Consider the following 23,494-nt stretch of genomic DNA (forward strand, 5'->3'; position numbering starts at 1 on the left):
GCTCCTATCATTCAGGCATGGGTAGCCGCTCCCCGAGCCACCCCCCGATCCGGTCCAGCAGTTCGGGGGCGGCGGCGTTCTCGGCGTGGCCGAAGCCCGGTTCGAGCCAGAGGTCGCAGGTGGCCGGGGAGGCGGCGGCGTACAGCATCCGGGGGTGGTCGAGCGGGAAGTACGGATCGCGGTCGCCGTGCACGAGGAGCAGCGGGACGGGCGCGATCAGCGGGACCGCGGCGACGGGGGAGAGGGGCACCGGGTCCCAGTCCTCGGGGTGGATGCGGGTGCGCAGACCGACGCGGGAGACGAGGCGCCCGGTGGGGCGGGTGACGGCCCAGTGGAGGCGGCGCATCGAGGCGGTGCCGCGGTAATACCAGCGCGCGGGGGCGCTCACGGACACCACCGCATCGGTGTGAGCTGCAGTGCGCCCCTCGTGCGCCGGTCCGTGCAGGGCCGCGTGGCGCAGCACCACCGAGCCGCCCATGGAGAAGCCGAGGGTGGCGACGCGGCGGTGGCCCAGCGCCCGGGCCCAGCGGACCGCCGCGGCCACGTCCTCCACCTCGCGGTCGCCCACGGTGGAGCGCCCGCCGGAGCGCCCGTGGCCGCGGAAGGAGAACGTCACCACCGCCGCCCGGTCCCGGAACGCGGCGGCCGCGCGGCGCAGCGCCGGGCGCTCCAGCGAGCCGGTGAAGCCGTGCGCGACGACCAGCGCGAGGGTGTCGGCGGCGCCTGCGCGGGACCCGTCGGCGGCGCCGGCGCGCGGGGCGTACGCGGCCTCGATCCGGACGCCGTCGGCGGTCAGCAACGACGCGCGGTGACCACGCGACGTGACCGAAGGAACACGGGAGCGGCCGGGATCGACCTCGGGTCCGGGGGACATGTGGGCTATTCTGCTGGGCGTGGAGGATCCGGGCAGCGAAGCCCCCGGATCCTTTTGTGCTTTCGGGCAGGCACGGTGCGTGGCCGAAAGCAGCGTACGAAGCAGTGCCGCAGACTCCCCCGGCCGAGGCCGGGTGGTGCCCCCGTCGCAGGGACCGAGGAGGAACCAGACGTCATGGGCGAGCGAAGCGAGCAGTACCGACAAGAACGGGCCGGGTACCGGGCAGGTGGTCGGAAGTGAGTTCCCTCCTGCTGCTGACCAACGCGCTGCAGCCATCGGCGGAGGTGCTCCCCGCCCTCGGCCTGCTGCTGCACGGCGTGCGGGTGGCTCCTGCCGAGGGCCCGGCCCTGATCGACACCCCCGGAGCGGACGTCATCCTCATCGACGGCCGCCGCGACCTGCCGCAGGTGCGGTCGCTGTGCCAGCTGCTGCGGTCCACGGGCCCCGGCTGTCCCCTGATCCTCGTGGTGACCGAGGGCGGACTCGCCGCCGTCACCGCCGACTGGGGCGTCGACGACGTCCTGCTCGACACGGCGGGCCCCGCCGAGGTCGAGGCCCGGCTGCGGCTGGCCCTGGGCCGCCGCCAGCTGTCGGTCGACGACAGCCCGATGGAGATCCGCACCGGTGATCTCTCGGTGGACGAGGCGACCTACAGCGCCAAGCTCAAAGGCCGGGTCCTGGACCTGACCTTCAAGGAGTTCGAGCTGCTGAAGTACCTCGCGCAGCACCCGGGCCGGGTCTTCACCCGCGCCCAGCTGCTGCAGGAGGTCTGGGGCTACGACTACTTCGGCGGCACCCGCACCGTGGACGTCCACGTGCGGCGGCTGCGCGCGAAGCTCGGCCCCGAGCACGAGTCGCTGATCGGCACCGTCCGCAACGTCGGCTACCGCTTCGTGGTGCCGGACAAGGCGGAGCGCGCGGCCGAGGCGAAGGAGAAGGCCGCGAAGAAGACCGCGGCCCCGCCGTCCGAGAAGGAGACCGCGCGCTCCGGCGGCGCGGCGACCGGGGCGCGGACCGGCAAGAAGTGACCGCGGGCCGGCGGTTCACGGCCCGGGACACCCGATCACCCGCCCTGTGAACCGCCGGCCGCCCCGGCCCTGGGGAGACCCCCGTTCACCCGCGTAGACTGCCGCGCGTGGCCAAGGTGACGCGGGATGATGTGGCAAGGCTGGCGGGGACCTCGACCGCGGTGGTCAGCTATGTCATCAACAACGGACCGAGGCCGGTCGCCCCGGCCACCCGTGAGCGGGTGCTCGCCGCGATCAAGGAGCTGGGGTACCGCCCGGACCGCGTCGCGCAGGCGATGGCGTCGCGCCGTACCGACCTCATAGGGCTGATCGTCCCCGACGCCCGGCAGCCGTTCTTCGCGGAGATGGCGCACGCCGTGGAACAGGCCGCGGCCGAGCGCGGCAAGATGGTGCTGGTCGGCAACGCCAACTACCTCGACGAACGCGAGGTCCACTACCTCCGCGCGTTCCTCGGGATGCGGGTCTCCGGGCTGATCCTGATCAGCCAGGGCCCCAGCGAGCACGCCGCCGCCGAGATCGACGCCTGGGACGCCCGGGTGGTGCTGCTGCACCGCAGGCCCGACGCGATCGACGACGTCGCGGTGATGACCGACGACGTGTGGGGCGCCCAGCTCGCCACCCGGCACCTGCTGGAGCACGGCCACCCGTACGTCGCGTTCCTCGGCGGTACGGAGGAGACGCCCAAGTCCGGCGACCCGGTCACCGACCACGTCGAGGGGTGGCGCCGGGCGATGATGGAGGCGGGCCGGTCGCTGGAGGGCCGCTACTTCCAGGCCCCGTACAACCGCTACGACGCCTACCAGGTCGCGCTGGAGCTGCTGGCCGGGCCGAACCGGCCGCCGGCCCTGATGTGCGCCACCGACGACCAGGCCATCGGCGTGCTGCGGGCCGCGCGGGAGCTGCGGATCGATGTGCCGGGTGAGCTGGCGGTCGCCGGGTTCGACGATGTGAAGGAAGCCGGGCTGACCGATCCGCCGCTGACGACGGTCGCCTCGGACCGGGAGGCGATGGCGCGCGCCGCCGTCGATCTCGTCCTCGACGACGGGCTGCGGGTGGCCGGCTCGCGCCGCGAGCGGCTGCGGCAGTTCCCCTCGCGGCTGGTGGTCCGCCGCTCCTGCGGCTGCGGCGGCTGACACCGGGCGGCGCGGGGCACGCCGGGCGCCTCCGGGCGGGTGGACTTATACCGGGCATACCCACTTCTGCCGGGTCTCTCAGGGCGTTCTCACCCGGTTCTCATGGTGGCCGCGCACAGTGATCACATGACCGAGAGCTACCGCGGCAGCGGCGATGAGATGTCCCAGGACGGGCCGTACGGCTACGGCCACGGCGACGGCGCCCGCGCGGGCGGGGCGGGAGCGGCGTACCCGCCGCCGCCTCCGTACGCGCCCGGCGGTGAGGGTACGTACGCGGGGTTCGCGGGTGCCAACCCGGTCGCACCGCAGCCGGAGGCGCCGCGGCAGCGGGCGCGGCGGCCGGTCGCGCTGATCGCGGCGGTGGCGCTGGCCTCCGGTCTCATCGGCGGCGGCAGCGCGGCGCTGATCGCCGGGGCGACGCAGCACGGGCAGGGCTCGACGGTCTCCGCGCCGCTGGTCAACGCGGGGAAGACCAGCGGGAGCGGGGTCTCCGCGGTGGCGAAGGCGGTCAGCCCGTCGATAGTCGAGATCCGGGCGCGGTCCGCGGAGGGCGAGTCCACCGGCTCCGGTGTGGTCGTCACCGGCAAGGGCGAGATCGTCACCAACAACCATGTGGTGGCCGGCGCCCGCACGGTGGCCGTCGCGTTCAGCGACGGCAGCCGGAAGATCGCGAACGTCGTCGGGACCGACCCCGACAAGGACCTGGCGCTGGTCAAGGTGCACGACACGAAGGGGCTGACGCCCGCGAGCCTCGGCGACTCCGGAAGCCTGGCGGTCGGCGACCAGGTCGTGGCGATCGGCTCGCCGGAGGGCCTGACCGGCTCGGTGACCAGCGGCATCGTCTCCGCGCTCAACCGCGATGTCACGGTGCCCAAGAGCGACGGACAGGGCCAGGACCAGGGGCCCGGCGGCGACCAGTGGCCGTTCGAGTTCGGCGGCAACCGCTACAACGGCGACACCGGCTCGTCGAAGACCTCGTACAAGGCCATCCAGACCGACGCCTCGCTCAACCCCGGCAACTCCGGTGGCGCGCTGATCAACATGGCCGGGCAGGTCGTCGGCATCAACTCCGCGATGTACTCGCCGAGTTCGGCCAGCAGCAGCACCGCGGGCAGCGTGGGGCTGGGGTTCGCGATCCCGATCAACACCGTCAAGGCGGACCTCGCCGCGCTGCGCGGTGGCGGCAGCGGCGGGCCGAACAGCGGGGTGTGAGTCCCGGGCGGCGGGGCGGCCGGCCGGTGTGGGGCCGGTCGGCCGCCCCGCCGCCCGGTTCCCGCGTCCGCCCGTCCCCCGGGCCTGCCCGTCCCCCGCGCCCGCCCGGGCCCGTGCACGCCCGCCGCCCGGCCCGACCTCCCCTCGGGCCGGGCCGCCCTCGTGCGACGCTTGGCCCGGGCGGCCCGCCGCCCGCCGTCCCGTATCGCGTCCAGAGGTATCCAGAGGTAGTCGCGCATGAGCCCCGCCGACCACGGTGACCAGCCCGCCCGCATCCTGATCGTCGACGACGAGCCCGCGGTCCGCGAGGCGCTGCGGCGCTCGCTGGCGTTCGAGGGGTACGCCACCGAGGAGGCCGTCGACGGGCTCGACGCCGTCGAGAAGGTCGCCACGTACGATCCGGAGCTGATCGTGCTGGACGTCCTGATGCCGCGGATGGACGGGCTGACCGCCGCCCGCCGGCTGCGGGCGAGCGGGGTGACCGTGCCGATCTTGATGCTGACCGCCCGCGACACCGTCGGCGACCGCGTCACCGGCCTCGACGCGGGCGCCGACGACTACCTCGTCAAACCCTTCGAACTGGACGAACTCCTCGCCCGCATCCGGGCGTTGCTCCGCCGCAGCTCCTACGCGGCGGCCGCCGGGGCGCAGCCCGCGGACGGCGACGTCCTCGCCTTCGCCGATCTGCGGATGGACCTGGCGACCCGCGAGGTGACCCGCGGCGAGCGGCCCGTCGAGCTGACCCGGACGGAGTTCACGCTGCTGGAGATGTTCCTCGCGCACCCGCGGCAGGTCCTCACCCGTGAGCAGATCCTCAAGGCCGTCTGGGGCTTCGACTTCGAGCCGACCTCCAACTCCCTGGACGTGTACGTGATGTATCTGCGCCGCAAGACGGAGGCGGCGGGCGAGCCGCGGCTGGTGCACACGGTGCGCGGCGTCGGCTACGTGCTGCGCGCGGAGGGCGGCGGCGAATGACCGCACAGCCCCCGCCGCCGGACGCCCCGGACGCCCCGGGCGGCGCCTTCGCGGCGGAGACCGCGCCCGGGCTGCTGGCGCGCGCCGCCCGCCGCTACCGGCAGCTGCCGCTCCGCTCCCGGCTCGCGATGCTCACCGCCGTCGCCGTGGCCCTCGCCGTCGCGGCGTCCGCCGCCGCCTGCTGGCTGATCACCCGCGACCGGCTCACCGAACAGCTCGACTCCACGCTGCGCAGCGTCGATGTCGGCCAGGGCTACGTCCAGGCGCTGAAGATCTCCTGTTCGGGCACGGCCGACGGGCAGGTGGCGTTCCAGCCCACGCCGTACACCGTGCAGCTGGTGTCGACCTCCGGGGACGTGTGCACCTCGCCGGAGAAGGAGCCGATCCCGGCGCAGCGCGCCGACGTGGCCGTCGCGGACGGGCGGCTGGAGTCCGCCGTCCACACCACCCGCGCCGTGGACGGCACCCAGATGCGGGTGGCGACGCTGCACTACCCGGGCCCGATCACCGACGCCCGCGGCAACCGCATCGCGGTCTCCGTCGCCGCCCCGATGGACCAGGTCACCCAGCCGCTGAACCAGCTGGCGCTGGTGTTGCTGATCGTCTCCGGGGTCGGGGTGCTGGGCGCCGCGACCGCCGGACTGTGGGTGGCGCGCGCCGGGCTCAAGCCGGTCGACCGGCTGACCGACGCCGCCGAGCACATCGCGCGGACCGAGGACCTGACGATCCGCATCCCGGACGACGGCGAGGACGAGATCGCCCGGCTGTCGCGCGCGTTCAACTCCATGACCGCGGCGCTCGCCGCCTCCCGGGAACTCCAGCGGCAGCTGATCGCGGACGCCGGGCACGAGCTGCGGACGCCGCTGACGTCGCTGCGGACCAACATCGATCTGCTGGTCCGCAGCGAACGCTCCGGCCGCCCGATCCCGCCCGCCGACAAGGAGGCGCTGCTGACGTCGGTGAAGGCGCAGATGGGGGAGTTGGCGTCGCTGATCGGCGATCTCCAGGAGCTGTCGCGGACGCCGGACGGCGGGCCGGGCGGTGCGGCGGTGCGGGTGGTGGCGCTGCACGACACGGTCGCGGCGGCCCTGGAGCGGGCCCGGCTGCGCGGCCCGACGCTGACCGTCACCTCCGATCTCGCGCCCTGGTACGTGCGCGCGGAGCCGGCGGCGCTGGAGCGCGCGGTGGTCAATCTGCTGGACAACGCGGTGAAGTTCAGCCCGGCGGGCGGCACCGTCGAGGTCCGGCTGGCGGCGGGCGAGCTGACCGTACGCGATCACGGCCCGGGCATCGCGGAGGACGAACTCCCGCATGTCTTCGCCCGGTTCTGGCGCTCGCCGTCGGCCCGTTCGCTGCCCGGCAGCGGTCTGGGCCTGTCGATCGTGGCGCGGACCGCGGAGCAGGCCGGCGGCGGCGTGCTGCTGCGGCCCGCACCGGGCGGCGGCACGGAGGCGGTGCTGACCCTGCCGGGCGCGCCCACGCCGCCGCCCGCGGGCCCGACGGCCGCGGGGCCGGAGCCGACGCCGCCCGCACCGGGGCCGACGCCACCGGGAGAGCCGGGGGAGTCCCCCGGCCGTTCCTAGGGCTCCCGGGCGGCCTCGACGGCCTCGGCGGGGTCGGCGTAGGCCCGCATACGGATCACCTGGCCGCCGCGGAGGGTGAAGACGTCGGCAACGGTGAGGTCCTGGGGCGTGCCGTCGGTGAGGCGGCCGTGGGCGTGGTGGACGATCACGATGTCCGCGCCGAGCCGGTACGGGACCGGCTCGGAGTGCAACTCGCTCCACAGGGCGTGGGAGGCGCGCAGATAGTCGGCGACGGCCGCGGGGCCCCGGCGGCGGCCGCCGTTCGGGAATTCTTCGGGCTCGATCCACTCGACGTCCGGATGGAGCGGGGCGATCGCGGCGGCGATGTCGCCGCGGGCGTAGGCCGCGTAGCAGCCCAGCACGAGTGCGACATCCGGATCCAGCGGATCTGCGGGAACGGCATCCATGGGCCGAACCTAGCCGGAGGGCCGGGCGGATGCCGCACGCTTCGCTCTCAGCCGAGCGCCGAGCGGGACCCGGCCGGACGCCGGGCCGACGGGAGCGGGCCGACGGGAGCGGCCGGCGGGAACGGCCCGGGGCCCGGCCGAAGCCGTACGGGCTCCGGCCGGGCCCCGGCCCGCACTCCCCGCCGCCGCTACTTGCCCGCCTTCTTCGCCGCGTCGCCGAACGGCAGGTCGCGGCCGTCGAGTTCGGCGCGGATGCCGTCCTCCTCGACGGAGATGTGGCGCAGCCGCACGTCACCGGGGGTCTTCGGGAGGCGGAAGGAGAGCGACAGCTGGTCGGCGAGCTGCGGCTTGGTCAGGCCGGAGAGGGCGCCGAGGACCTTCGGGTCGATGCCGACCTTCTCCAGCAGCCACGGATGGTCGACGACCACATCGACGAGGTTGACCTTCATCAGCTTCGCCACGAAGTCCGGCGAGCCGGTCAGCTCGTGCAGCTTGTCGGAGTTGTGCAGCGCCTCGTCGACGTACTCCTGCGGGATGCCGATGCGCTTCACGATCGCCGGGACGCTCAGCATCGACTTGATCTTCCCGGCCTGGCGGCTCAGCTCCCCGGCGGCCTTCTGCGTCAGCCGCAGGCCCTCCTCCTTGCCGGTGCCGGGGCGGTAGACGGCGACGTCACCGATGTCCAGCCGCATCTTGCTGATCTGCGTGGACACGCCACGGTCGCCGGCCTGCTGGATACGGGCCTGGGCGTGCATCCGCAGCTCGTGCCCGGCGATCGGCAGGCGGCCCACGGCGCGGACCTCGTTCGGGCCCATCTCGCTGAACTTGACCTGGGAGGCGCCCAGTTCACGGTTCATGTCCTCGAAGGCGAGCAGCACGGTGCCGTGCATCTGCCCGATGGTGGCGCCCTTGACGGCGGTCGGCAGATCGCCGTCCAGCCGGATGTCGCGGGCGCTGGCCTCGAACTTCGCGAGCGAGACCCGGTCGGCCGCCACGTCCGGGATGGTGACGTCGACCTGCTCCAGGTGCTTGTCCAGCACCTGGGTGAGGAAGGGGAAGCCCTTGATGTCGACCTCGGGCGCGGCCGTCAGATGCATCGCCTTCTTGATCTGCTCCTCGGCCTTGTTCTGCGCGTACAGCACGGCGAAGCGGTCGCCGAGGGCGAGGAAGGCGGCGAGCACCACGACCGCGACCAGCACCTTGAAGGTGAGCGGCACGGCGGCGAAGCGGCTGATGCCGCGCTTCATCCGGCGGTGGTTGGGCGGCTGCCAGGCGTCCGGGTCGTCCTCGTCCGAGCGCAGCCCCAGACCGAGCGGATCGTCGCTGCCGTCCCGTTCGTTGAGGTAGCGGCGCTGCTCCAGCCGGTGCGGCTCGGCGGGCTCGGGCTCCGGCTCCGGCTCGGGGTCGGCGAGGGCGGCCAGGTCCGCGTACGGGTTGACCGGCTCGAACTCACGGGTGTCCCGGTCCTTCTCGTCCGGTGCCGGTGGGGCGGCGGATCCCGGTTCGGGGAGCGGGGACGAGGGTGAAGATATGCGTTGGGGGGTTCGCATCCGCACATCTGACCATGAGCGGGTCCCCCGTTAGCAACTCGACCCGGCCGTAAGTGCGCAACGCCACGATTGTCGGCGGCCCGGAGCGGGAAACCTGGCGCGGATCCGGCCACCGGAAGGGGGATTTGCGCCGGGTGGCGCGGTCCGCCCGGGTCGGCCGGATCCGTCCGCCCGCGCGGCCCGTAGGGGCATTCCCCGGGGTGGTCCGGCGGCCCCGTGGCGCGTCCCGTCCGGGGTGTCCGGGGCAGCCCTCACGGGTCCCGGCGCCCGGTCCGGCCGGGTACCCGGTGGGGCAGCCCCTACGGGCCGCGCGGCCCGGGCGGCGGCCGGGCGCGGGCCCGTAAGGGCAATCCCGTAGAGGCAATCCCGTAGGTGAGCGGCGGGTCAACTGCCGCTTTGGCAGGGCTACTTCACGACGGTGATCCGGTCGGCCTTCGGCGGTGTCAGCGGCTTGTCCGCCGACGAGTGGGCCGTCAGGTAGGCGGTGAAGGCGTCCAGGTCGGAGCCGCCGACCAGGGAGTTCTTACCGTCCTTGAAGACGGGGAAGCCGTCGCCGCCGCCGGCCAGGAACTCGTTCATCGCGACGCGGTAGGTCTTCGCCGGGTCGAGCGCGGCGCCGTCCAGCTTCACCGAGTCCTTGACGATCCGGTCGGCGCCGGACTTCGTCATGTCCAGGGTGTAGGTGAACCCGCCGGAGACCTGAAGGATCTTCGGCGATGCCTCGTTGGCGCCGCTGACCTGCTGCTGGAGCGCGGTGAGCAGCTGCGCGCCGGTCAGGTCGAGGGTCCGCATCATGTTGGTGAACGGCTGGACGGTGAACGCCTCCCCGTAGGTGACGACCCCGTCGCCCTCCTTGCCGGACGCCGCGTAGGCCAGATCCGAACGGATCCCCCCGGGGTTCATCAGGGCGAGCTGCGCGCCGCCCTTGTCCGGCGCCTTGGCCGCCTCGCGCTGCGCGTCCGCGACGACATCGCCGAGCGGCGACTCCGGAACCTGCGCGCCCCGCCCCGCGATGTCCGCGGAGATGTGCCCGACGGGCCGGTTCGCGACCGGCGCGGCCAGCTTGTTCCAGCGGTCGATCAGCGACGTCATGTCCGCCGCCTTGGGCTGCGTCCGGTCCACCACGTGGTTGGCCGCGCGCCCGGCGCCGCCGCGCGCCTTCACGTTCGTCCGCACGATGTCGCCGGTGGCGCGGTCGTACGTCAGCGTGGTCTCGGTGTAGAGCTTCCCGAACGACGCGGCGGAGGTGACCGTACGGGGCTTCCCGGAGGGGTCGGGGACGGTGCAGACATACGACTGGTGGGTGTGGCCGGTGACCAGCGCGTCGACCTTCGGGGTCACCTTCTTGGCGATCTCGGTGATCGGCCCGGAGATCCCGTCGCCCGGACCGGGGCTGTCGCAGTCGTAGTTGTACGAGGTGGAGGCGGGCATCCCGCCCTCGTGGATGAGGGCGACGACCGACTTCACGCCCTGCTTGTCGAGGACCTTGGCGTACTTGTCGATCGTGGCGACCTCGTCGTGGAACGTCAGGCCCTTGACGCCGTCGGCGTTGACGATGTCGGGGGTCCCCTTCAGGGTCACCCCGATGAAGCCGATCTTCACGCCGTTGCGCTTCCACACGGTGTACGGCTTGAGCAGCGGCTTTCCGGTCTTGTCGTCGGTGACGTTGGCCGTCAGATAGGGGAAGTCGGCGCCCTGGAAGGTCTTGCCCTGCTCGAAGCAGCCGTCCTTGGGGTGGCAGCCGCCCTTCTGGAGGCGGGTCAGCTCGGCCCGCCCCTCGTCGAATTCGTGGTTGCCGACCGAGGTGACGTCGAGGCCGAGCTTGTTCATCGCCTCGATGGTCGGCTCGTCGTGGAAGAGCCCGGAGAGCAGCGGGCTGGCCCCGACCATGTCCCCGGCGGCCGCCGTCACGGAGTAGGGATGTCCCTTACGGGCCGTGCGCAGCGACTGGGCGAGGTACTCGACGCCGCCCGCCGCGACCGTCTTCTTGCTGCCGTCCTGCTGGATCTCCTCGACCGTCCCGGACGAGCCCTGCGGCGGCTCCAGGTTGCCGTGGAAGTCGTTGAACGAGAGCAGCTGGACGTCGACGGTGCGCCCCCGGGCGGTGCCCGCGCGGCCGGCGTCCGCTCCCGCGCCGGACGGCAGGGAGGCCGCGGTGACCGCGGTGGCGGCGGCCAGCACCGCCGCTCCTGCCGTCAGTCTGCGCACCAGGCGGCGCCGTTGGGGTGTCGCTTCCATGAGATCCCTTCCGTGGACCGGTCGCCCGGCGGCGCCGCACGGGTGGCGGGCGGCCGGGCGGGGCTGCGGTACCGGCACGCGACTGCGTCCGGGCGGACGCAGCCTACGGTCAACGCGCGTAGCGCAACAGGCCCTGGGAGGTGGCCGGATGGTGACGGGTCGTTGGCCGGAACGGGGCGGGTGGCCTGCTGTGCCGCCCGGGCGGCTGCGGGCGGCGCGGCGTCGGCGCGGGCGGTCACGAGGCCGAGCCGGACCGCTCCGCCGGGAAGCCGTGTCCGCGCGCGGCGACCACCACGATCAGCACCGGCACCAGGAGCACCAGGACGCTCCACGGGAAGGACCTCGCGCCGAGCCCGCCGAGGAGCAGGCCGCCGACGACGCCGCCGGCCGCCATCGCCGCGTTCCACAAGGTGACGAGCGCGGCCTGCGCGGCGTCCGCCGCCTCGCCCCCGGCGTCGGCCACAGCGGTCTGCAGCAATGTCGGCACGCCTCCCCAGCCCAGGCCCCACAGCAGCACCGCGACGTGAACGAGGAGATGGCTGCCGGTCGGCAGCGCCAGCAGGGCGGCCGCCAGGCCGACCAGCAGGGTGCTGCCGATGGTGAGGAGACGCAGCCGCCGGTCGATGAGGGCCCCCACGCACCAGATGCTCACCAGGGAGGCGGCGCCGAAGACCAGCAGCACCAGGTCGGTCGACCCGCCCATGCCGACCCGGTCGAGGAAGGCGGCGATGTAGGCGTAGAGGATCGTGTGGGCCAGTACGAAGACCAGCGTGACGAAGAGGACGGGCCGCACCCCGGGCACGCCCAGGACCCGCAGCATCGAGGGGCGGCGGCCCTGTCCGCGCTGACCCGGAAGGTCCGGGACCGCCGCGGTGATCCAGGCGAGCAGGACCAGGGTGAGGCCGGTCATCGCCAGGAAGGCCACGCGCCAGCCGAGCGCCTTGCCGACGAAGGTCCCCGCGGGCACGCCCAGCGAGAGGGCGACCGGTATGCCCGCCATGGCGACGGCGATGGCCTTGCCCTGCAGCGGCCCCGGCGCCAAGCGGCGGGCGTACCCGGCCAGCAGCGCCCAGGCCAGCCCCGCGGCCACCCCGGCGACGAACCGGGCGGCCAGGGTGAGCGGATAGTCCGATGACAGCGCCGTGACCGTGTTGGCGGCGGCGAACGCGCCCATGGCCGTCAGCAGCAGCCGCTTGCGCCGCCATCCCGCGGTGGCGGCGGTGAGCGGAATCGCGGTCAGCGCGGTCCCGATCGCGTAGACCGTGACCGTCTGGCCCGCCGCGGATTCCGTGACGCCGAGCCCGGCGCTCATCGCCGGCAGGACGCCGGCGGGAAGCGTCTCGGTCAGGCTGGTGAGGAAGACGGCCGTGGCCAGCGCCAGCAACGCGGCCATCGGGAGCTTCCCGTCCTGCGTACGTGCCGGGCATTGAACTGCCGCATCTGCGCTCTGCGTTGTCGTTGCCGTTGTCGTTGTCATGGCACGTATGCTCAAACCTTCACATCCATGTGAAGGTCAACCGGCCGCTACGTGAGGTGGAGCACATGCGTATCGGAGAGCTGTCCGAACGGACCGGCGCCTCCCGCCGCCTGCTGCGCTACTACGAGGAGCAGGGCCTGATCATCTCCCAGCGCTGCGCGAACGGCTACCGCACCTACGACGAACGCCTCGCGGACCGGGTCCTGCAGATCAGAGGGCTGCTCGACGCCGGACTGCCGACCCGGATCATCAAGCAGATCCTCCCCTGCCTCGACAAACCGCGGGACATCGTCTTCGCCGACGCGACACCCGAAATGCTCACCACACTGGAACGCGAACGCGACCGCATGACCGAACGCATCGACTGCCTCATCCGCAACCGGGACGCGGTGGCCGCCTACCTGGAGGCGGTACGGGACAACGTCCGATGCGAGGGTGCGGGTGAGGCGTCCGTGAGGGGGTGAGCGGGGGTGGCTGGGGGCCGGTGTTCCGTACGGGCATCGCCCCGGGGCCCAAGTGCCCTGTACGGGCGGCCCTCGAGGTCCCGGCCTGTAGAGGCGAGGCCCTCGGCCAGGTGCCCCCAGGGGCTCGCCCCGCGCGAAGGCGGGACCCGTAGGGGCACCGCCCCGTCACGCCCCCAGCGCCAGGAGATTCACCACCGGCCGTCGCCGCCACAGCAGCAGAAGGCAACCGGCCACGAGCAGAAACCCGGCTTCGGCGAGGGCCAGGGCGGAGTCGGCCGGGTGGATGGGCCAGGCCCACGGCTGTGCCGAGCCGCCCGGGCGACGTCCGGCCGCCGCGCACAGCAGCGGCAGGGCGGCGACGGCGATGGCGGCGATGCCGGGACCGGCCAGTGCCCGCAGGACCAGTGCCGCGCCGAGGGAGCCGATGCTGTTGCGGGCCATGGACAGGACATCCGGCCGGTCGAGGAGCGCGTGGACGGAGAGCGTCAGCGTGGCGAGCACGACGGAGTAGGACAGGCACAGGGCCAGGGTGCGCGGGCGTGCGGGCCGGACGGCGACCTCCTCGGCCACGGTGTCGCCCCGCTCGATGCCCCAGAGCAGGACCACGGTGGGCAGCAGGCCGAGGATCTGGCCGAAGAGAAGCGAGCCGGAGGGCCCGATGATGGTTGGAACCGGGATGGCTTCCCCTTGCGCCAGGGCGCTCAGCAGCACCGCGGCGAGTACGGCAGCGAGGACCTGCGGTACGGCCCTGGCCTTCAGCCACCAGGTCACTGTGCTCCTCCCGCGGCCTGGCCGGACGGCTTGAGCCGGGGCTTGGTGGTGCAGTCGTGCAGCGCGGGTTCGTTGCGCTGGAACCAGGCGCGCTGCTGGGCAGCAGGCGCGGTGCGAAGGCGCGCGGCGAGAGCGGTTTCCTGTTGGCCGTAGCGGTTGGCGACCTCGTCCTCGCTCGCGCCGGTGGTCAGGGACAGCCAGGCGCTCAGGGGACCGAAGGCGACTTCGCCGGGGAAGTCGCCCTTGGCAGCGCAGGCCGGCGGGTTGGCGGGCAGCAGTCCGGTGGCGATGCCGATGCGCACGTTGTCGGTGGTGGCCCGCTCCCAGGAGCCGATGTACTGAGCGCCGGCGCCGGGGTGTTCCGCCATGGTGAGCTGTGTCGGCAGGCTCAGACCGGCGTGCCGCAGGCGCTGCCGGGCGCCTGCGGCCACGCGTTGAATGGTGGGCAGGTCACTGCTCAGTTCGGGCCAGACGCACACCTGCGGATCGGAGCCGCTGCAGGTCAGCGCGGCGGTGGAGCGAGGAGTGGTCGGTGTCGCGGGCAGCCCGTAGGCCAGGGCGCCGCTGCCCAGCAGCCCGGCCGCCAGCAGGCCCGTGGTACCGAAGCGGATGGCGCGTCTGCCCGTGGCGGTCAGTGCCAGGGCGGCGGCGAGGACGACGGCCAGGGCGAGGACGGAGGTGCTGGCCACCGGGCGCCAGTTGAGGGTTTGGTCCAGCGAGCAGCAGCCGTCGACGCCGCCGGTGACCATGTGGCGCAGCCACAGCGGTTCGAGGGTGGCGGGGTAGGCGGTGAGGACGAAGCTGAGGATCAGGGCCAGCGGAACGGCGATGACCAGCGGCAGCTTGCGGCCGAGCAGGAAGCCGGCCATGGCGTTGGCGAGGAAGACGATCAGCCACATGGCGGCCACGCCGAGCGGGGGCAGCCCGCCGGTGGGGGCGGCCTCGGTCAGGGTGAAGCCGACCGCGACGCCCATGCCGAGCAGGCCCAGGGCCAGTACGGGCAGGAGCACCGGCCAGGCGATGGCCGGCCCGCCACGGGCCGGAGCCCAAGCGGCGACCTTGCCACGTGCCAGGCGGGAGCCCTCCCACGCCCCGGCTGCGGCGCAGGCGGGAGTGACGAAGGGCAGGGCGAAGGTGGCCGCGCCGAAGACGCTGGGCCAGTAGCCGGCGGTGACACCGGCTACCAGGTCGTCGCGGAGCAGGAAGGCGACGAAGGCGGCCAGGAGCGGGGCGAGCCAGGCGGCGGAGGAGGAACGGAGGACGGTACGCCAGCGCACTCTTCACACCTCCTCTTCGATCAGCTGCGTGTAGGCACCCTCGGCCCGACGGGACTCGGGCAGGTCGGGGTGGGCCAGGTTCAGGAATCCGGAGGTGGCGCCCTGGAATCGGACCGTGCCGCGGTCCAGGACCACGACGTGGTCGTAGACGGCATCGAGGTCCTCGGTCTGATGGGTGGAGACCACGATGTGGACGTCGGTGAGCAGGTCGTCGAGGACCTGGCGGAAGACCTTGCGCTGGGAGGGGTCCAGACCGGCGGTGGGCTCGTCCAGCAGCACGAGTTCGCTGTGGTGCACCAGGGTTCCGGCGATGCCCATGCGGCGCAGCTGGCCGCCGGAGAGCTGGTGGCTCCTGCGGTCGGCGAGGCCGGTGAGCTTGACGCGTTCCAGCGCGGGGGCGGAGCGGTCCCACGCCTCGCGGCGGGCCATGCCCTTCAGCCAGCCGATGTAGGCGACGTTCTCGCGGACGGTCAGGCCCGGCATGGGTTTGATGTGCTGCGGGAGCCAGCCCACGGCGGCGCGGTAGGCCGCGCGCTCGCGGGTGGTGCCCGGCGTGCGGCCGCGCCATGCGACGGCGCCGCGGGTGGGAGCGAGCCAGGAGGCGGCGATGCCCATCAGGGTGGATTTGCCGGCGCCGTTCGGTCCCAGCAGGACGGCGGCTCTGTGGTCGATGGTCAGGCTGAGCCCGTCGAGGACCGGCACCTTCCGGCCGTACCGGAAGGAGCATCGGGTGAACTGCAGAGACATCTCGTCCTTGCTGGTCGCGGGGGAGGGCTGACAAAGCCGGGCGGGGGTTCCCGCCCGGCGGTGCGTCACGGACTGCGCTCCACCACTTGATCGTCACGGCCTTGACTTCCCTCACAAGCTGGTCAGGCGTGAGTCGATCCCTTCGACCGGGAGCGGGACGAGCATGTGGCGATCGGCCTGTGCATGGCAAGGAAAAATCACACCTTTACGCCAATCTTCCCGCGTAGACGTGCCCATTATTGTCTGCTTCAGCGCCAAGTCATCGCGATATTCCAAGAGTTGCGGCCTATGACCTTCTGCTGGAAATGGCCGATTCCGCGTGGTTCGGTCGGAATCCAAGGCGGGGTGGCATTCCAGGTGGTAAGGCCCGCTGTCTGTGAGTCGTCCAAAGAAGTGCTGTTCCCGCGCGTTGCCGAGGCGGGCAGGACGGGTTGCCCGGCCCTGCCGGGATTGCGCAGGCCGTAGCCGTACGCGATCCGTCGACGTGGAGCTGCCGGTTGCCTCCGGGCGGGAGACCCGGCCCCCTGCCGGCCGCCCCCACGACTCCGTCCGCCCCGCCCCCCGGGGCCGTACGCTTCAGAGCATGACTGACGCTGCACAGGAGATGGGCCCCACCGGCCGCCGGATTCGGGTCGCCGACACGCTCACGTCCCAGGAAGCCGCCGAGGTGCTCGCGCTGATCGAGCAGGCCGCGCGGACCGACGGGCAGCCCGCTGTGTCCGAACAGGGGCGGCTCCAGCTGCGCGGCGGCGCCCGGGAAGGGGTGCGGCACCTGCTGGTGACCGTGCCGTCCGAGGAGGCCGAGGACGGCGTCGAGCTGGTCGGCTACGGCCAGCTGGAGGACACCGACCCGGTGGAGGCGCCCGCCGCCGAACTGGTCGTCCACCCCGCACACCGCGGCCGCGGCCACGGCCGGGCGCTCGGCAACGAGCTGCTCGCCCAGTCCGGTCGCCGGCTGCGCGTCTGGGCCCACGGCGGCCACGCCGCCGCCCGCCACCTGGCGCAGACCCTCGGCCTGACGAAGTTCCGCGAACTGCGCCAGATGCGCCGCCCGTTGACCAACCTCGACCTGCCCGAACCGCGGCTCCCCGAGGGCGTCACGGTCCGCACCTTCCAGCCCGGCCAGGACGACGCCGCCTGGCTGGAGGTGAACGCCGCCGCCTTCGCGCACCACCCCGAGCAGGGCTCGCTGACCCAGCGCGATCTCGACGACCGCAAGGCCGAGGCCTGGTTCGATCCGAAGGGCTTCTTCCTCGCGGAGCGCGAGGGCACGCTGGTCGGCTTCCACTGGACGAAGGTGCACGCCGACGAGGGCCTCGGCGAGGTCTACGTCGTCGGCGTCCGCCCCGGCGCCCAGGGCGGCGGCCTCGGCAAGGCCCTCACCGCCATCGGCCTGCGCCACCTGGCCGCCGAGGGCCTGCCGACCGCGATGCTCTACGTCGACGCGGACAACACGGCCGCGGTGACGGTGTACGAACGCCTGGGCTTCGTGACGCACGAGACGGACCTGATGTACCGGTCGGAGACCTGAGCCGGGCCGTTTGCCGAGCCGGGGGCCCCGCGACCGTACGCCGGTCGCGGGGCCCTCGGCGTGGGGGCATACGGCCCGCTCCCGCCGGGCGGCAACGCCCCACGCCCCGGCCGTGGTTACGCCGCCTCCGGCTGCCGGGTGTCCAGCCAGGCGCGGTAGCGGCGCAGGGCCGTGCGCTGCTGGAGCTGTTCGGCGAGCAGTGCCACGGCGGGCCGGGTGCCGGGGGCGACGCGGCGGCCGCGGGCCAGGCGACGCAGCTGGTGACGGACCTGCGCCATGCTCGCGGCCGCGGCGAGCGCCTTGTCGGACCAGGTCACCGGGCGCAGCGCCCGCGCGGCCTCGGTGCCGGCGGCCCAGCGGCGGGGCAGGTCGGGGGTGACGGCGAGGGCGGTGCCCATACCGGCGACCGCGACGCCGTCCGCGAGGACCCGCTCGGCGGTCTCGCGCCGGGTGATGCCGCCGGTGAGCATCAGCGGGACCGGGCTGGTGCGGACCAGATCGGCGGCGAGGTCGAGGAAGTACGCCTCCCGGGCGCGGGTGCGCTCGTCGGCGGCGCGGCCGGTCATCGCCGGGCTCTCGTAGCTGCCGCCGGACAGCTCGACCAGGTCGACGCCGAGGGGCGCGAGCATCGCGATCACCTCGCGGGCGTCGTCGGCGTCGAAGCCGCCGCGCTGGAAGTCCGCGGAGTTGAGCTTGACCGCGACGGCGAAGGACGGCGGGACGGCGGCGCGGACGGCGCGCACCACGTCCAGCAGCAGCCGGGCGCGGCGGGCCGGGTCGCCGCCCCACTCGTCGGTACGGGTGTTGACCAGCGGGGAGAGGAACTGCGACAGCAGGTAGCCGTGGGCGGCGTGGATCTCCACCCCGTCGAATCCGGCCTCGGCGGCGCGGCGGGCGGTGACGGCGAACCGCTCGACGGTCGCCGCGATCTGCTCGGCCGTCATGGCGGAGGGGCGGCCGAAGCGGTTGCTGTGCCGGCCGAGGTCGACGCCGATGTCGGACGGGCCCCACACCACACCGGGCATGCCGGAGGGGACCTGACGGCCGGGGTGGTTGATCTGCATCCACACGGCCGCGCCGCCCGACTTGGCCGCGCGGGCCCACTCGGTGAAGGGCGCCAGGGGCGCGGCGGCGTCGAGGACGACACCGCCGGGGCCGGTGAGCGCCTCGGCGTGGACCATGACGTTGCCGGTGATCAGCAGGCCGCTGCCGCCCTCGGACCAGGCGCGGTAGAGGGTGAGCAGCCGCCGGTCGGGCAGCTGGCCCGGACCGGCCAGGTTCTCCTCCATGGCCGCCTTCGCGATCCGGTTGGGCAGCTCCGCGCCCGAAGCCAGCCGCAACGGTGTGAACAGGTCGTCCGCCATCGGGGTCTCCTCACCCTCCACTAGAATGTGTACACCGCTCACATTAAGACGGGAATGTAAGCGGTGCAAACATGAGTGAGGGTGACCCATGACACCGCAGACCGGCTCGTACCACCACGGCGACCTGCGCGCCTCCTGCCTCCGCGCCGCCCGCGACCTGCTGGAGGAGGACGGCGGCGCCGCGCTGTCGCTGCGCGCCGTCGCCCGCCGCGCGGGCGTCTCGGCGACCGCCCCCTACCGTCACTTCGCCGACCGCGAAGCGCTGGTCTCGGCCGTCGCCGCACAGGGCTACCGCGAACTCGCCGACCACCTCGCCGCCGCCCACCCCGCCCCGCGCGCGCCCGAGGACCTCGCCGCCGTCGCCGTCGCCTACGTCCACTTCGCGGTCGAGCGCCCCGCGCTGTTCCGGGTGATGTTCGCCGAACCCTGCGATCCCGCGGCCGCGGAGCGGACCGCCGCTGCCGCCGCGGTGTGGGACTGCGTGGGCCGAGTCGTCCGCGATGTCTTCCCCGGCGCCGACCCGGAGGCGCTGTCCACCGCCGTCTGGGGCCTGGTCCACGGCCTCGCCTTCCTGCGCCTCGACGGCAAATTCCACGCCGACGGCGCTGCCGCGGCGGACGCCCGCGTCCGGGGGGCGGTCTGCGCGCTGCTGGGCGCCGCCCCGGGTGGGTCCGGCCTGGAGGCGGAGGGGTGAGCCGGTGACCCGGCGTAGGCGGGAGCCGGTGATAGCGCCCGCCCACGCCCGGGCGCCTGCTCACCCTGACGGCCTGCCGCTTTGCCCTCGCATTACGCGCGCCATCCCAGGGCTTGCCCGTACGGACCGGGGTCGCATAAGCGGAAGGGCAGAGCCGAGAAATCCACATCCCGCAGCGAACTTCCCCCGCCGGGACCGCATCTCTCTCCATGAAAAACACGCACCATCAACGTCCCAGCGTTTAGCGGGACTTGGAAATGTGATGGCGCGTGTGCCGGACAGCGCTGAATTCGTTACTGCCCCTTATGGAGGAATCGATGAAGTCCTGGCGTTCCCGTATCGGCATCGGCCTTGCGGTCGGTGCCGCGGCGGTTTCCATCCCGCTGTCCGCCGCCAGCGCGTTCGCCGCCCCGCCGCCCGGTGACGGCTGGGTGCCCGTCGGCGCTCTGCGGTACCCCTCGAAGGCGGAGTGCGAAGCGAAGGAACTGCCGTTCGCCCAGGCGAACGGCTACCACGAGGTGTGGTGCGACGACAGCGACCCGATCATGGCGATCTACAACCGCTGACCGGATCGGCCACCCACTGCCATCCGGTGACCGGCCACTGAACGGTCGCCGTGCGCGGGTCGTGGGTCCCGCTGCGCGGCGACGAAAGAGGAAGCCCGCTTTCCCTGGTGTGCAGCACCGGGGGGAGCGGGCTTCCGGACAATCCCCTGCGAACGTCTTCCGCTCGGTCCCTCACGCCTGGACTTCCATGCATCTGCGGCGTCTCACGTGCCGCTTTGTGCGCGTCGATTTTGATGCAGGAGTTCCTGAGCGCGAAGCGTCCAAGGGTGTTCGGGCCCCAGCACTCTGGTCCGTCCCTCCACGAGGGCCTCTGCGTGCTCGATTGCCTCCGCATGGCGTCCAAGCGCGGTCAGAACTGCAGTTAATGTGGATCGCGCGTTCAATGTGATCGGGTAATCGAGTCCAAAGCGCTGTACGTGCCCCGCGAAAGCTGCTCGGATGTGAGGGAGGGAACCTGTGGGATTTCCTGAGCGGCGGAGGGCGTATGCGTAGTCGAGTTCCACTCGAAGTGTGAGGGGGTGATTCTCGCCGAACTGGCGGTAGCATTCCGTTACCAGCGCTGAATCTGCCGCAATATCTTCCGGATTTATAGACTGTGCCAGGAGGGACGTTCGTGCGAGAACGGTGAGCGGGTGCTCGGCCCCGAAGAGTCGAATGCGACCCTCGACTGCTCGCCGAATCAGTGAGAGAGCATCCGCTTCGCGATTAAGGTTCACAAGTGGGGCGGACAGCTTCAAGCATGTTTCCAGAGTGTCTGGCTCCTCTGCCCCCAGCGTCCTTTCGCAAATTTCTAGCACTTCTCGGTGCAGGGCTTCGGACTCCTCGAACCGTCCAAGGCGGAAAAGCGCACGTCCTACGCGTTGACGCAGCCGGATGACCGAAACATTTTCTTTGCCGAGACGCGGGGCAACGAGCTCCACAGCCTCGCTGCTCAGGGCCAGCGCAGAGGTGTAGTCGCCGGATCGGTGGACGGCGGTGGCGATCCTGTGGGCGCATTCCGCTGCGGCTTCCATCGTTGGTTGGCTGACTGCCCAGTTAATGGCTCTCCGCAGGAGGGCGATCACATGCGGCGCGAGCAGATTGACGTGCGGTTCTTGTGCTCCGCGGTCAGGAACCTCCGGCAGTGCTGCGAGTAGCAGCCGGGAAGCTGTGGCCGCGAGCTGTTCTCGTTGGTCGGCAGGGGTGGTGCGGGCGACGCTGTCGAGAAGGACGCCATGGGTGCGAAGGCATCGAATTTCGCGGGAAACCAGCTCGCTGAGGGAATGGTCGAGGAGCCCCCGAAGCGCTGATTCGACGTGGGAATCCGGGAGTTCCGGGCCGAGCTCCGCTCCGGAGAGGGTCGACAGAGGCAGCGGATCGTTGGCCCAGCATGAGAGGAGGCGCAGGAGGCGGCCGGCTTCGGGGAGCCCTTGTGTGGCGAGGGCGTCGAGGGAGAGTTGCCAGGTGCGGCTGAGCAGGTGGCGTGAGTCACCACCGACGGCGACAGCCCCTTGGTCGATGAGTTCGATGGGGTCGAGGCCGGCATTGCCACCGAGCTGATGGCCGTAGTCGGCGAGGGTCCAAGGGTTGATGACCTGATGGGCGAGGAATCCGCCGGCCAGAGTGAGTGCCAGGGGGAGGCGGCCAAGACGATCAGCGACCGCTGCTGCATCTTCCACTGATCCCGCGTGGGGCGCCAGATCATGGAGAACGAGAGCGGCCTCTTCGCGGGGGAGGACACCGAATTGAAGGAGCTCGGCACCTGGCCACCAGTGGGCCGCCGCCTGCCGGGTGGTGACGACGACGGTTCCGGTGGGGCTGGTGCGGAGCCACCCGCCGTCGCGGAGGATCGTGGGGTCGTCGGCATTGTCGAGGACCAGGAGCCAGGGCTGATCGGAGTGGTCCAGGTAGTGCCAGACCAGATCGGCCGCGGGGCGTAACCCGCTGCGCGCTCCCATCAATTCACCGTCAGAGGCGCCGCGGTCAGCTGCGACCGCAAGCATTCCGGCCCGTAAGGAAGCGGAGTCGGAGGCGTTGACCCACAGGCCGATGCGACCGGCCTGACCGGTGGCGTCCTGGAACAGCGCGTACGCGACAGCTGTCTTGCCGCAGCCGCCAAGGCCGTGGAGTACGTAGACGCAATTGCCAACGCCGGGTTCGATCCCGACGCGCAGGCGGTCCATCTCTCCGGAGCGGTCGCGCAGCACAACGGGTGCGCGACCGACTGAGGGACGGCGTACCGTATCGGGCCCCGTCCAGTTGGCGCCGTAGTAGTGCTGTTCGATGATGTGCTGGTCGCCGGAGGCTTGGAATACGCGGCCCTGCCCCTCGGCCCAGGCGTTATTGCCGCTGCTCATGGAGTCTTTTCCTCCCCCGCCGGCCTCAACTCGGTGATTTCGACACTAGCCAACCGGCGTGTGGCGGGGCGTGGCTCCCGCCGATCCGCTGCCCGAAAGGGAAGTGGCCCCCGGTAAGCAGCACAGGGAGCCGGTGGACTCTCGCCCCTCACACAGCCCCGAACTCCCCGCCCTTCAGGGCCTTGACGAACGTGGTCCAGTGCCCGGCGGGGAAGACCAGCGCGGGCCCGTCGGGGTTCTTGCTGTCGCGGACCGGGACTATGCCGTGCGTCTGCGCGGCGGGCGCGAATTCGAGGCATTGGCCGCCGTTGCCGCCGCTGTAGGACGACTTGACCCAGGTGAAGGTGCGGGAGAACTCGACGCACTGGCCGCCGTTGGCGTCGCTGTACGAGGACTTGACCCACTCGGCGGCGGTGAGATCGACGTCGGGGCTCATGCCTGGAACTCCTTCAGCACGGTTTTGATCAAGTCCAGTGATGCGTCCGGGGACAACGCGTGGGCCCGCAATAGATCGTAGTCATCGATGGCAGCTTCGACCGTTTGTGCGGAGTCATACATCCTGCCTCCTACCCGCGTTTCCGTGTAGAGGACCGCGGGGGAGTCGTCGAAACGCAACACGGTGAACGGCCTCGTGGAGGCGGCCGGGGCGCCTGCCGCGAACGGCATCACCTGGAGCGTGATGTGCGGCGATGCAGCGGCTTCCAGCAGGTATGCGAGCTGGCCAGCCATGACCTCGGCGCTGCCCATCACCGTGCGTAGGCATGACTCGTGCATGATGCTCCACAGGAGCGGAGGCTTCTCTCGTTCGAAGATCTCACGGCGGCGAACTCGTGCTGCGGTCTTGCCCTCGATCGCCTCGGATGCCTCCTGGGAGTGATGCGAGAGGAACACCGCCCGCGCATAATCCTCCGTCTGGAGAAGCCCCATCACGAGGATCGCGGAGTAATCCAGTATCCGCGTCGCCTTCTTCTCCAGGTTCAGGTACGGGACGAACCAGCTCGGGTGGTCGCCTTCCTCGATCCGCTCCAGCATCCCCATGAACAACTTGCCGGTGCCGAAGGCCACATCGCAGCCCTTGGCGAACTTCTTGCTGGGTCTGGGCAGCAGCGTGCCGGACTCGACCTTGCTCACGTAGCCATCGGAGTAGCCCGTCGAGTTGGCGAGGTGCTTCTGGGTGAGCTTGCGGGCCAGGCGTACTTCTCTGACGTCGCGGCCGAAGCGTTGCAACGGATTCAAGTGCTCGGGTGGGGTGGTCTCGTCCAACGCT

General features: G+C 72.1%; 21 protein-coding genes. 9 read left to right on the plus strand and 12 right to left on the minus strand.

What is annotated here, in order from left to right; translation table 11 throughout:
* Window positions 1-7: 7 nt before the first annotated feature.
* A complete protein-coding gene (locus tag ABT345_RS27930; protein ID WP_345079011.1) occupies window positions 8-874 on the minus strand; it encodes an alpha/beta hydrolase in 867 nt (288 codons plus the stop codon).
* 236 nt (window positions 875-1,110) lie between these two features.
* On the opposite strand from ABT345_RS27930, the gene ABT345_RS27935 reads away from it, so the two are divergent.
* The 5 genes from ABT345_RS27935 to ABT345_RS27955 all read left to right on the plus strand — a co-directional run bounded on the left by ABT345_RS27935 (window position 1,111) and on the right by ABT345_RS27955 (window position 6,805).
* Window positions 1,111-1,902, plus strand: a complete 792-nt coding sequence (locus ABT345_RS27935; RefSeq protein WP_345079014.1) for a response regulator transcription factor — start codon at window positions 1,111-1,113, stop codon at window positions 1,900-1,902.
* Window positions 1,903-2,009: 107 nt separating this feature from the next.
* Window positions 2,010-3,035 (plus strand): LacI family DNA-binding transcriptional regulator, encoded by a 1,026-nt coding sequence (locus ABT345_RS27940; RefSeq protein ID WP_345079017.1) that lies wholly within the window; start codon window positions 2,010-2,012, stop codon window positions 3,033-3,035.
* A gap of 126 nt (window positions 3,036-3,161) precedes the next feature.
* Complete coding sequence (locus ABT345_RS27945; RefSeq protein WP_345079020.1) at window positions 3,162-4,247, plus strand: S1C family serine protease; 1,086 nt, start codon at window positions 3,162-3,164, stop codon at window positions 4,245-4,247.
* A gap of 237 nt (window positions 4,248-4,484) precedes the next feature.
* Window positions 4,485-5,222, plus strand: coding sequence for a response regulator transcription factor (locus ABT345_RS27950; protein WP_345079023.1), 738 nt, complete (start codon window positions 4,485-4,487; stop codon window positions 5,220-5,222).
* Window positions 5,219-6,805 (plus strand): sensor histidine kinase, encoded by a 1,587-nt coding sequence (locus ABT345_RS27955; RefSeq protein ID WP_386459408.1) that lies wholly within the window; start codon window positions 5,219-5,221, stop codon window positions 6,803-6,805. The genes ABT345_RS27950 and ABT345_RS27955 overlap by 4 nt, the downstream gene beginning before the upstream one ends.
* On the opposite strand, the gene ABT345_RS27960 is transcribed toward ABT345_RS27955, so the two are convergent.
* The 4 genes from ABT345_RS27960 to ABT345_RS27975 form a co-directional block, all read right to left on the minus strand.
* Window positions 6,802-7,212, minus strand: a complete 411-nt coding sequence (locus ABT345_RS27960; RefSeq protein WP_345079026.1) for a nuclear transport factor 2 family protein — start codon at window positions 7,210-7,212, stop codon at window positions 6,802-6,804. The two genes, ABT345_RS27955 and ABT345_RS27960, sit on opposite strands and share 4 nt — an antisense overlap.
* A gap of 188 nt (window positions 7,213-7,400) precedes the next feature.
* On the minus strand, window positions 7,401-8,762 hold the full coding sequence (locus ABT345_RS27965; protein ID WP_345079029.1) for an LmeA family phospholipid-binding protein: 1,362 nt from the start codon (window positions 8,760-8,762) through the stop codon (window positions 7,401-7,403).
* 405 nt (window positions 8,763-9,167) lie between these two features.
* Complete coding sequence (locus ABT345_RS27970) at window positions 9,168-11,000, minus strand: bifunctional metallophosphatase/5'-nucleotidase (protein ID WP_345079032.1); 1,833 nt, start codon at window positions 10,998-11,000, stop codon at window positions 9,168-9,170.
* Window positions 11,001-11,235: 235 nt separating this feature from the next.
* A complete protein-coding gene (locus ABT345_RS27975; RefSeq protein WP_386459411.1) occupies window positions 11,236-12,477 on the minus strand; it encodes an MFS transporter in 1,242 nt (413 codons plus the stop codon).
* 65 nt (window positions 12,478-12,542) lie between these two features.
* Between ABT345_RS27975 and ABT345_RS27980 the strand changes: the two genes are divergently transcribed.
* Window positions 12,543-12,941 (plus strand): MerR family transcriptional regulator, encoded by a 399-nt coding sequence (locus tag ABT345_RS27980; protein WP_345079038.1) that lies wholly within the window; start codon window positions 12,543-12,545, stop codon window positions 12,939-12,941.
* A 165-nt stretch (window positions 12,942-13,106) separates the two neighbouring features.
* Here the strand turns inward: ABT345_RS27980 and ABT345_RS27985 are convergent, their stop codons facing one another.
* From ABT345_RS27985 to ABT345_RS27995, 3 genes are read right to left on the minus strand one after another with little or no spacing between them, the layout of a single operon-like run.
* Window positions 13,107-13,712 (minus strand): hypothetical protein, encoded by a 606-nt coding sequence (locus ABT345_RS27985; protein WP_345079041.1) that lies wholly within the window; start codon window positions 13,710-13,712, stop codon window positions 13,107-13,109.
* On the minus strand, window positions 13,709-14,989 hold the full coding sequence (locus tag ABT345_RS27990; RefSeq protein ID WP_345079044.1) for a DUF7224 domain-containing protein: 1,281 nt from the start codon (window positions 14,987-14,989) through the stop codon (window positions 13,709-13,711). The genes ABT345_RS27985 and ABT345_RS27990 overlap by 4 nt, the downstream gene beginning before the upstream one ends.
* Before the next feature lie 3 nt (window positions 14,990-14,992).
* Window positions 14,993-15,736 carry an ATP-binding cassette domain-containing protein gene (locus tag ABT345_RS27995; RefSeq protein WP_345079047.1) on the minus strand — a complete coding sequence of 248 codons (744 nt, stop codon included), beginning with the start codon at window positions 15,734-15,736 and terminating at the stop codon, window positions 14,993-14,995.
* A 604-nt stretch (window positions 15,737-16,340) separates the two neighbouring features.
* Here ABT345_RS27995 and mshD point away from each other — a divergent pair.
* Window positions 16,341-17,267, plus strand: a complete 927-nt coding sequence (gene mshD / locus ABT345_RS28000) for a mycothiol synthase (protein ID WP_386459642.1) — start codon at window positions 16,341-16,343, stop codon at window positions 17,265-17,267.
* Window positions 17,268-17,383: 116 nt separating this feature from the next.
* On the opposite strand, the gene ABT345_RS28005 is transcribed toward mshD, so the two are convergent.
* A complete protein-coding gene (locus ABT345_RS28005) occupies window positions 17,384-18,631 on the minus strand; it encodes an NADH:flavin oxidoreductase/NADH oxidase family protein (RefSeq protein WP_345079053.1) in 1,248 nt (415 codons plus the stop codon).
* An 88-nt stretch (window positions 18,632-18,719) separates the two neighbouring features.
* Here ABT345_RS28005 and ABT345_RS28010 point away from each other — a divergent pair, with 88 nt between their 5' ends.
* Window positions 18,720-19,325, plus strand: a complete 606-nt coding sequence (locus ABT345_RS28010) for a TetR/AcrR family transcriptional regulator (RefSeq protein WP_345079056.1) — start codon at window positions 18,720-18,722, stop codon at window positions 19,323-19,325.
* A gap of 317 nt (window positions 19,326-19,642) precedes the next feature.
* Window positions 19,643-19,891 carry a hypothetical protein gene (locus ABT345_RS28015; protein WP_345079059.1) on the plus strand — a complete coding sequence of 83 codons (249 nt, stop codon included), beginning with the start codon at window positions 19,643-19,645 and terminating at the stop codon, window positions 19,889-19,891.
* Window positions 19,892-20,094: 203 nt separating this feature from the next.
* Here ABT345_RS28015 and ABT345_RS28020 read toward each other — a convergent pair whose 3' ends face one another.
* The 3 genes from ABT345_RS28020 to ABT345_RS28030 all read right to left on the minus strand — a co-directional run bounded on the left by ABT345_RS28020 (window position 20,095) and on the right by ABT345_RS28030 (window position 23,490).
* The gene (locus ABT345_RS28020) at window positions 20,095-22,227 is read right to left on the minus strand and encodes a tetratricopeptide repeat protein (RefSeq protein WP_345079062.1); all 2,133 of its coding nucleotides are present in this window, start codon (window positions 22,225-22,227) and stop codon (window positions 20,095-20,097) included.
* 148 nt (window positions 22,228-22,375) lie between these two features.
* Window positions 22,376-22,663, minus strand: coding sequence for a DUF397 domain-containing protein (locus ABT345_RS28025; RefSeq protein ID WP_345079065.1), 288 nt, complete (start codon window positions 22,661-22,663; stop codon window positions 22,376-22,378).
* On the minus strand, window positions 22,660-23,490 hold the full coding sequence (locus tag ABT345_RS28030) for a helix-turn-helix domain-containing protein (RefSeq protein ID WP_345079068.1): 831 nt from the start codon (window positions 23,488-23,490) through the stop codon (window positions 22,660-22,662). The genes ABT345_RS28025 and ABT345_RS28030 overlap by 4 nt, the downstream gene beginning before the upstream one ends.
* Window positions 23,491-23,494: the final 4 nt, after the last annotated feature.

Origin of the sequence: Streptomyces sp. NPDC000404 (assembly GCF_040300365.1) — a bacterium.
In the GTDB taxonomy this organism is placed as follows: Bacteria; Actinomycetota; Actinomycetes; order Streptomycetales; family Streptomycetaceae; genus Streptomyces; species Streptomyces ramulosus.

Excerpts from the sequence above, each read along its gene's own strand:
- ABT345_RS27965 (WP_345079029.1), bottom strand. The coding sequence starts at position 8,762 with ATGCGAACCCCCCAACGCATATCTTCACCCTCGTCCCCGCTCCCCGAA.
- ABT345_RS28015 (WP_345079059.1), top strand. The coding sequence starts at position 19,643 with ATGAAGTCCTGGCGTTCCCGTATCGGCATCGGCCTTGCGGTCGGTGCC.
- ABT345_RS27975 (WP_386459411.1), bottom strand. The coding sequence starts at position 12,477 with ATGACAACGACAACGGCAACGACAACGCAGAGCGCAGATGCGGCAGTT.
- ABT345_RS28005 (WP_345079053.1), bottom strand. The coding sequence starts at position 18,631 with ATGGCGGACGACCTGTTCACACCGTTGCGGCTGGCTTCGGGCGCGGAG.
- ABT345_RS28010 (WP_345079056.1), top strand. The coding sequence starts at position 18,720 with ATGACACCGCAGACCGGCTCGTACCACCACGGCGACCTGCGCGCCTCC.
- ABT345_RS27970 (WP_345079032.1), bottom strand. The coding sequence starts at position 11,000 with ATGGAAGCGACACCCCAACGGCGCCGCCTGGTGCGCAGACTGACGGCA.
- ABT345_RS28025 (WP_345079065.1), bottom strand. The coding sequence starts at position 22,663 with ATGAGCCCCGACGTCGATCTCACCGCCGCCGAGTGGGTCAAGTCCTCG.
- ABT345_RS27955 (WP_386459408.1), top strand. The coding sequence starts at position 5,219 with ATGACCGCACAGCCCCCGCCGCCGGACGCCCCGGACGCCCCGGGCGGC.
- mshD (WP_386459642.1), top strand. The coding sequence starts at position 16,341 with ATGGGCCCCACCGGCCGCCGGATTCGGGTCGCCGACACGCTCACGTCC.
- ABT345_RS27960 (WP_345079026.1), bottom strand. The coding sequence starts at position 7,212 with ATGGATGCCGTTCCCGCAGATCCGCTGGATCCGGATGTCGCACTCGTG.
- ABT345_RS27945 (WP_345079020.1), top strand. The coding sequence starts at position 3,162 with ATGACCGAGAGCTACCGCGGCAGCGGCGATGAGATGTCCCAGGACGGG.
- ABT345_RS27930 (WP_345079011.1), bottom strand. The coding sequence starts at position 874 with ATGTCCCCCGGACCCGAGGTCGATCCCGGCCGCTCCCGTGTTCCTTCG.
- ABT345_RS28020 (WP_345079062.1), bottom strand. The coding sequence starts at position 22,227 with ATGAGCAGCGGCAATAACGCCTGGGCCGAGGGGCAGGGCCGCGTATTC.
- ABT345_RS27980 (WP_345079038.1), top strand. The coding sequence starts at position 12,543 with ATGCGTATCGGAGAGCTGTCCGAACGGACCGGCGCCTCCCGCCGCCTG.
- ABT345_RS27995 (WP_345079047.1), bottom strand. The coding sequence starts at position 15,736 with ATGTCTCTGCAGTTCACCCGATGCTCCTTCCGGTACGGCCGGAAGGTG.
- ABT345_RS27950 (WP_345079023.1), top strand. The coding sequence starts at position 4,485 with ATGAGCCCCGCCGACCACGGTGACCAGCCCGCCCGCATCCTGATCGTC.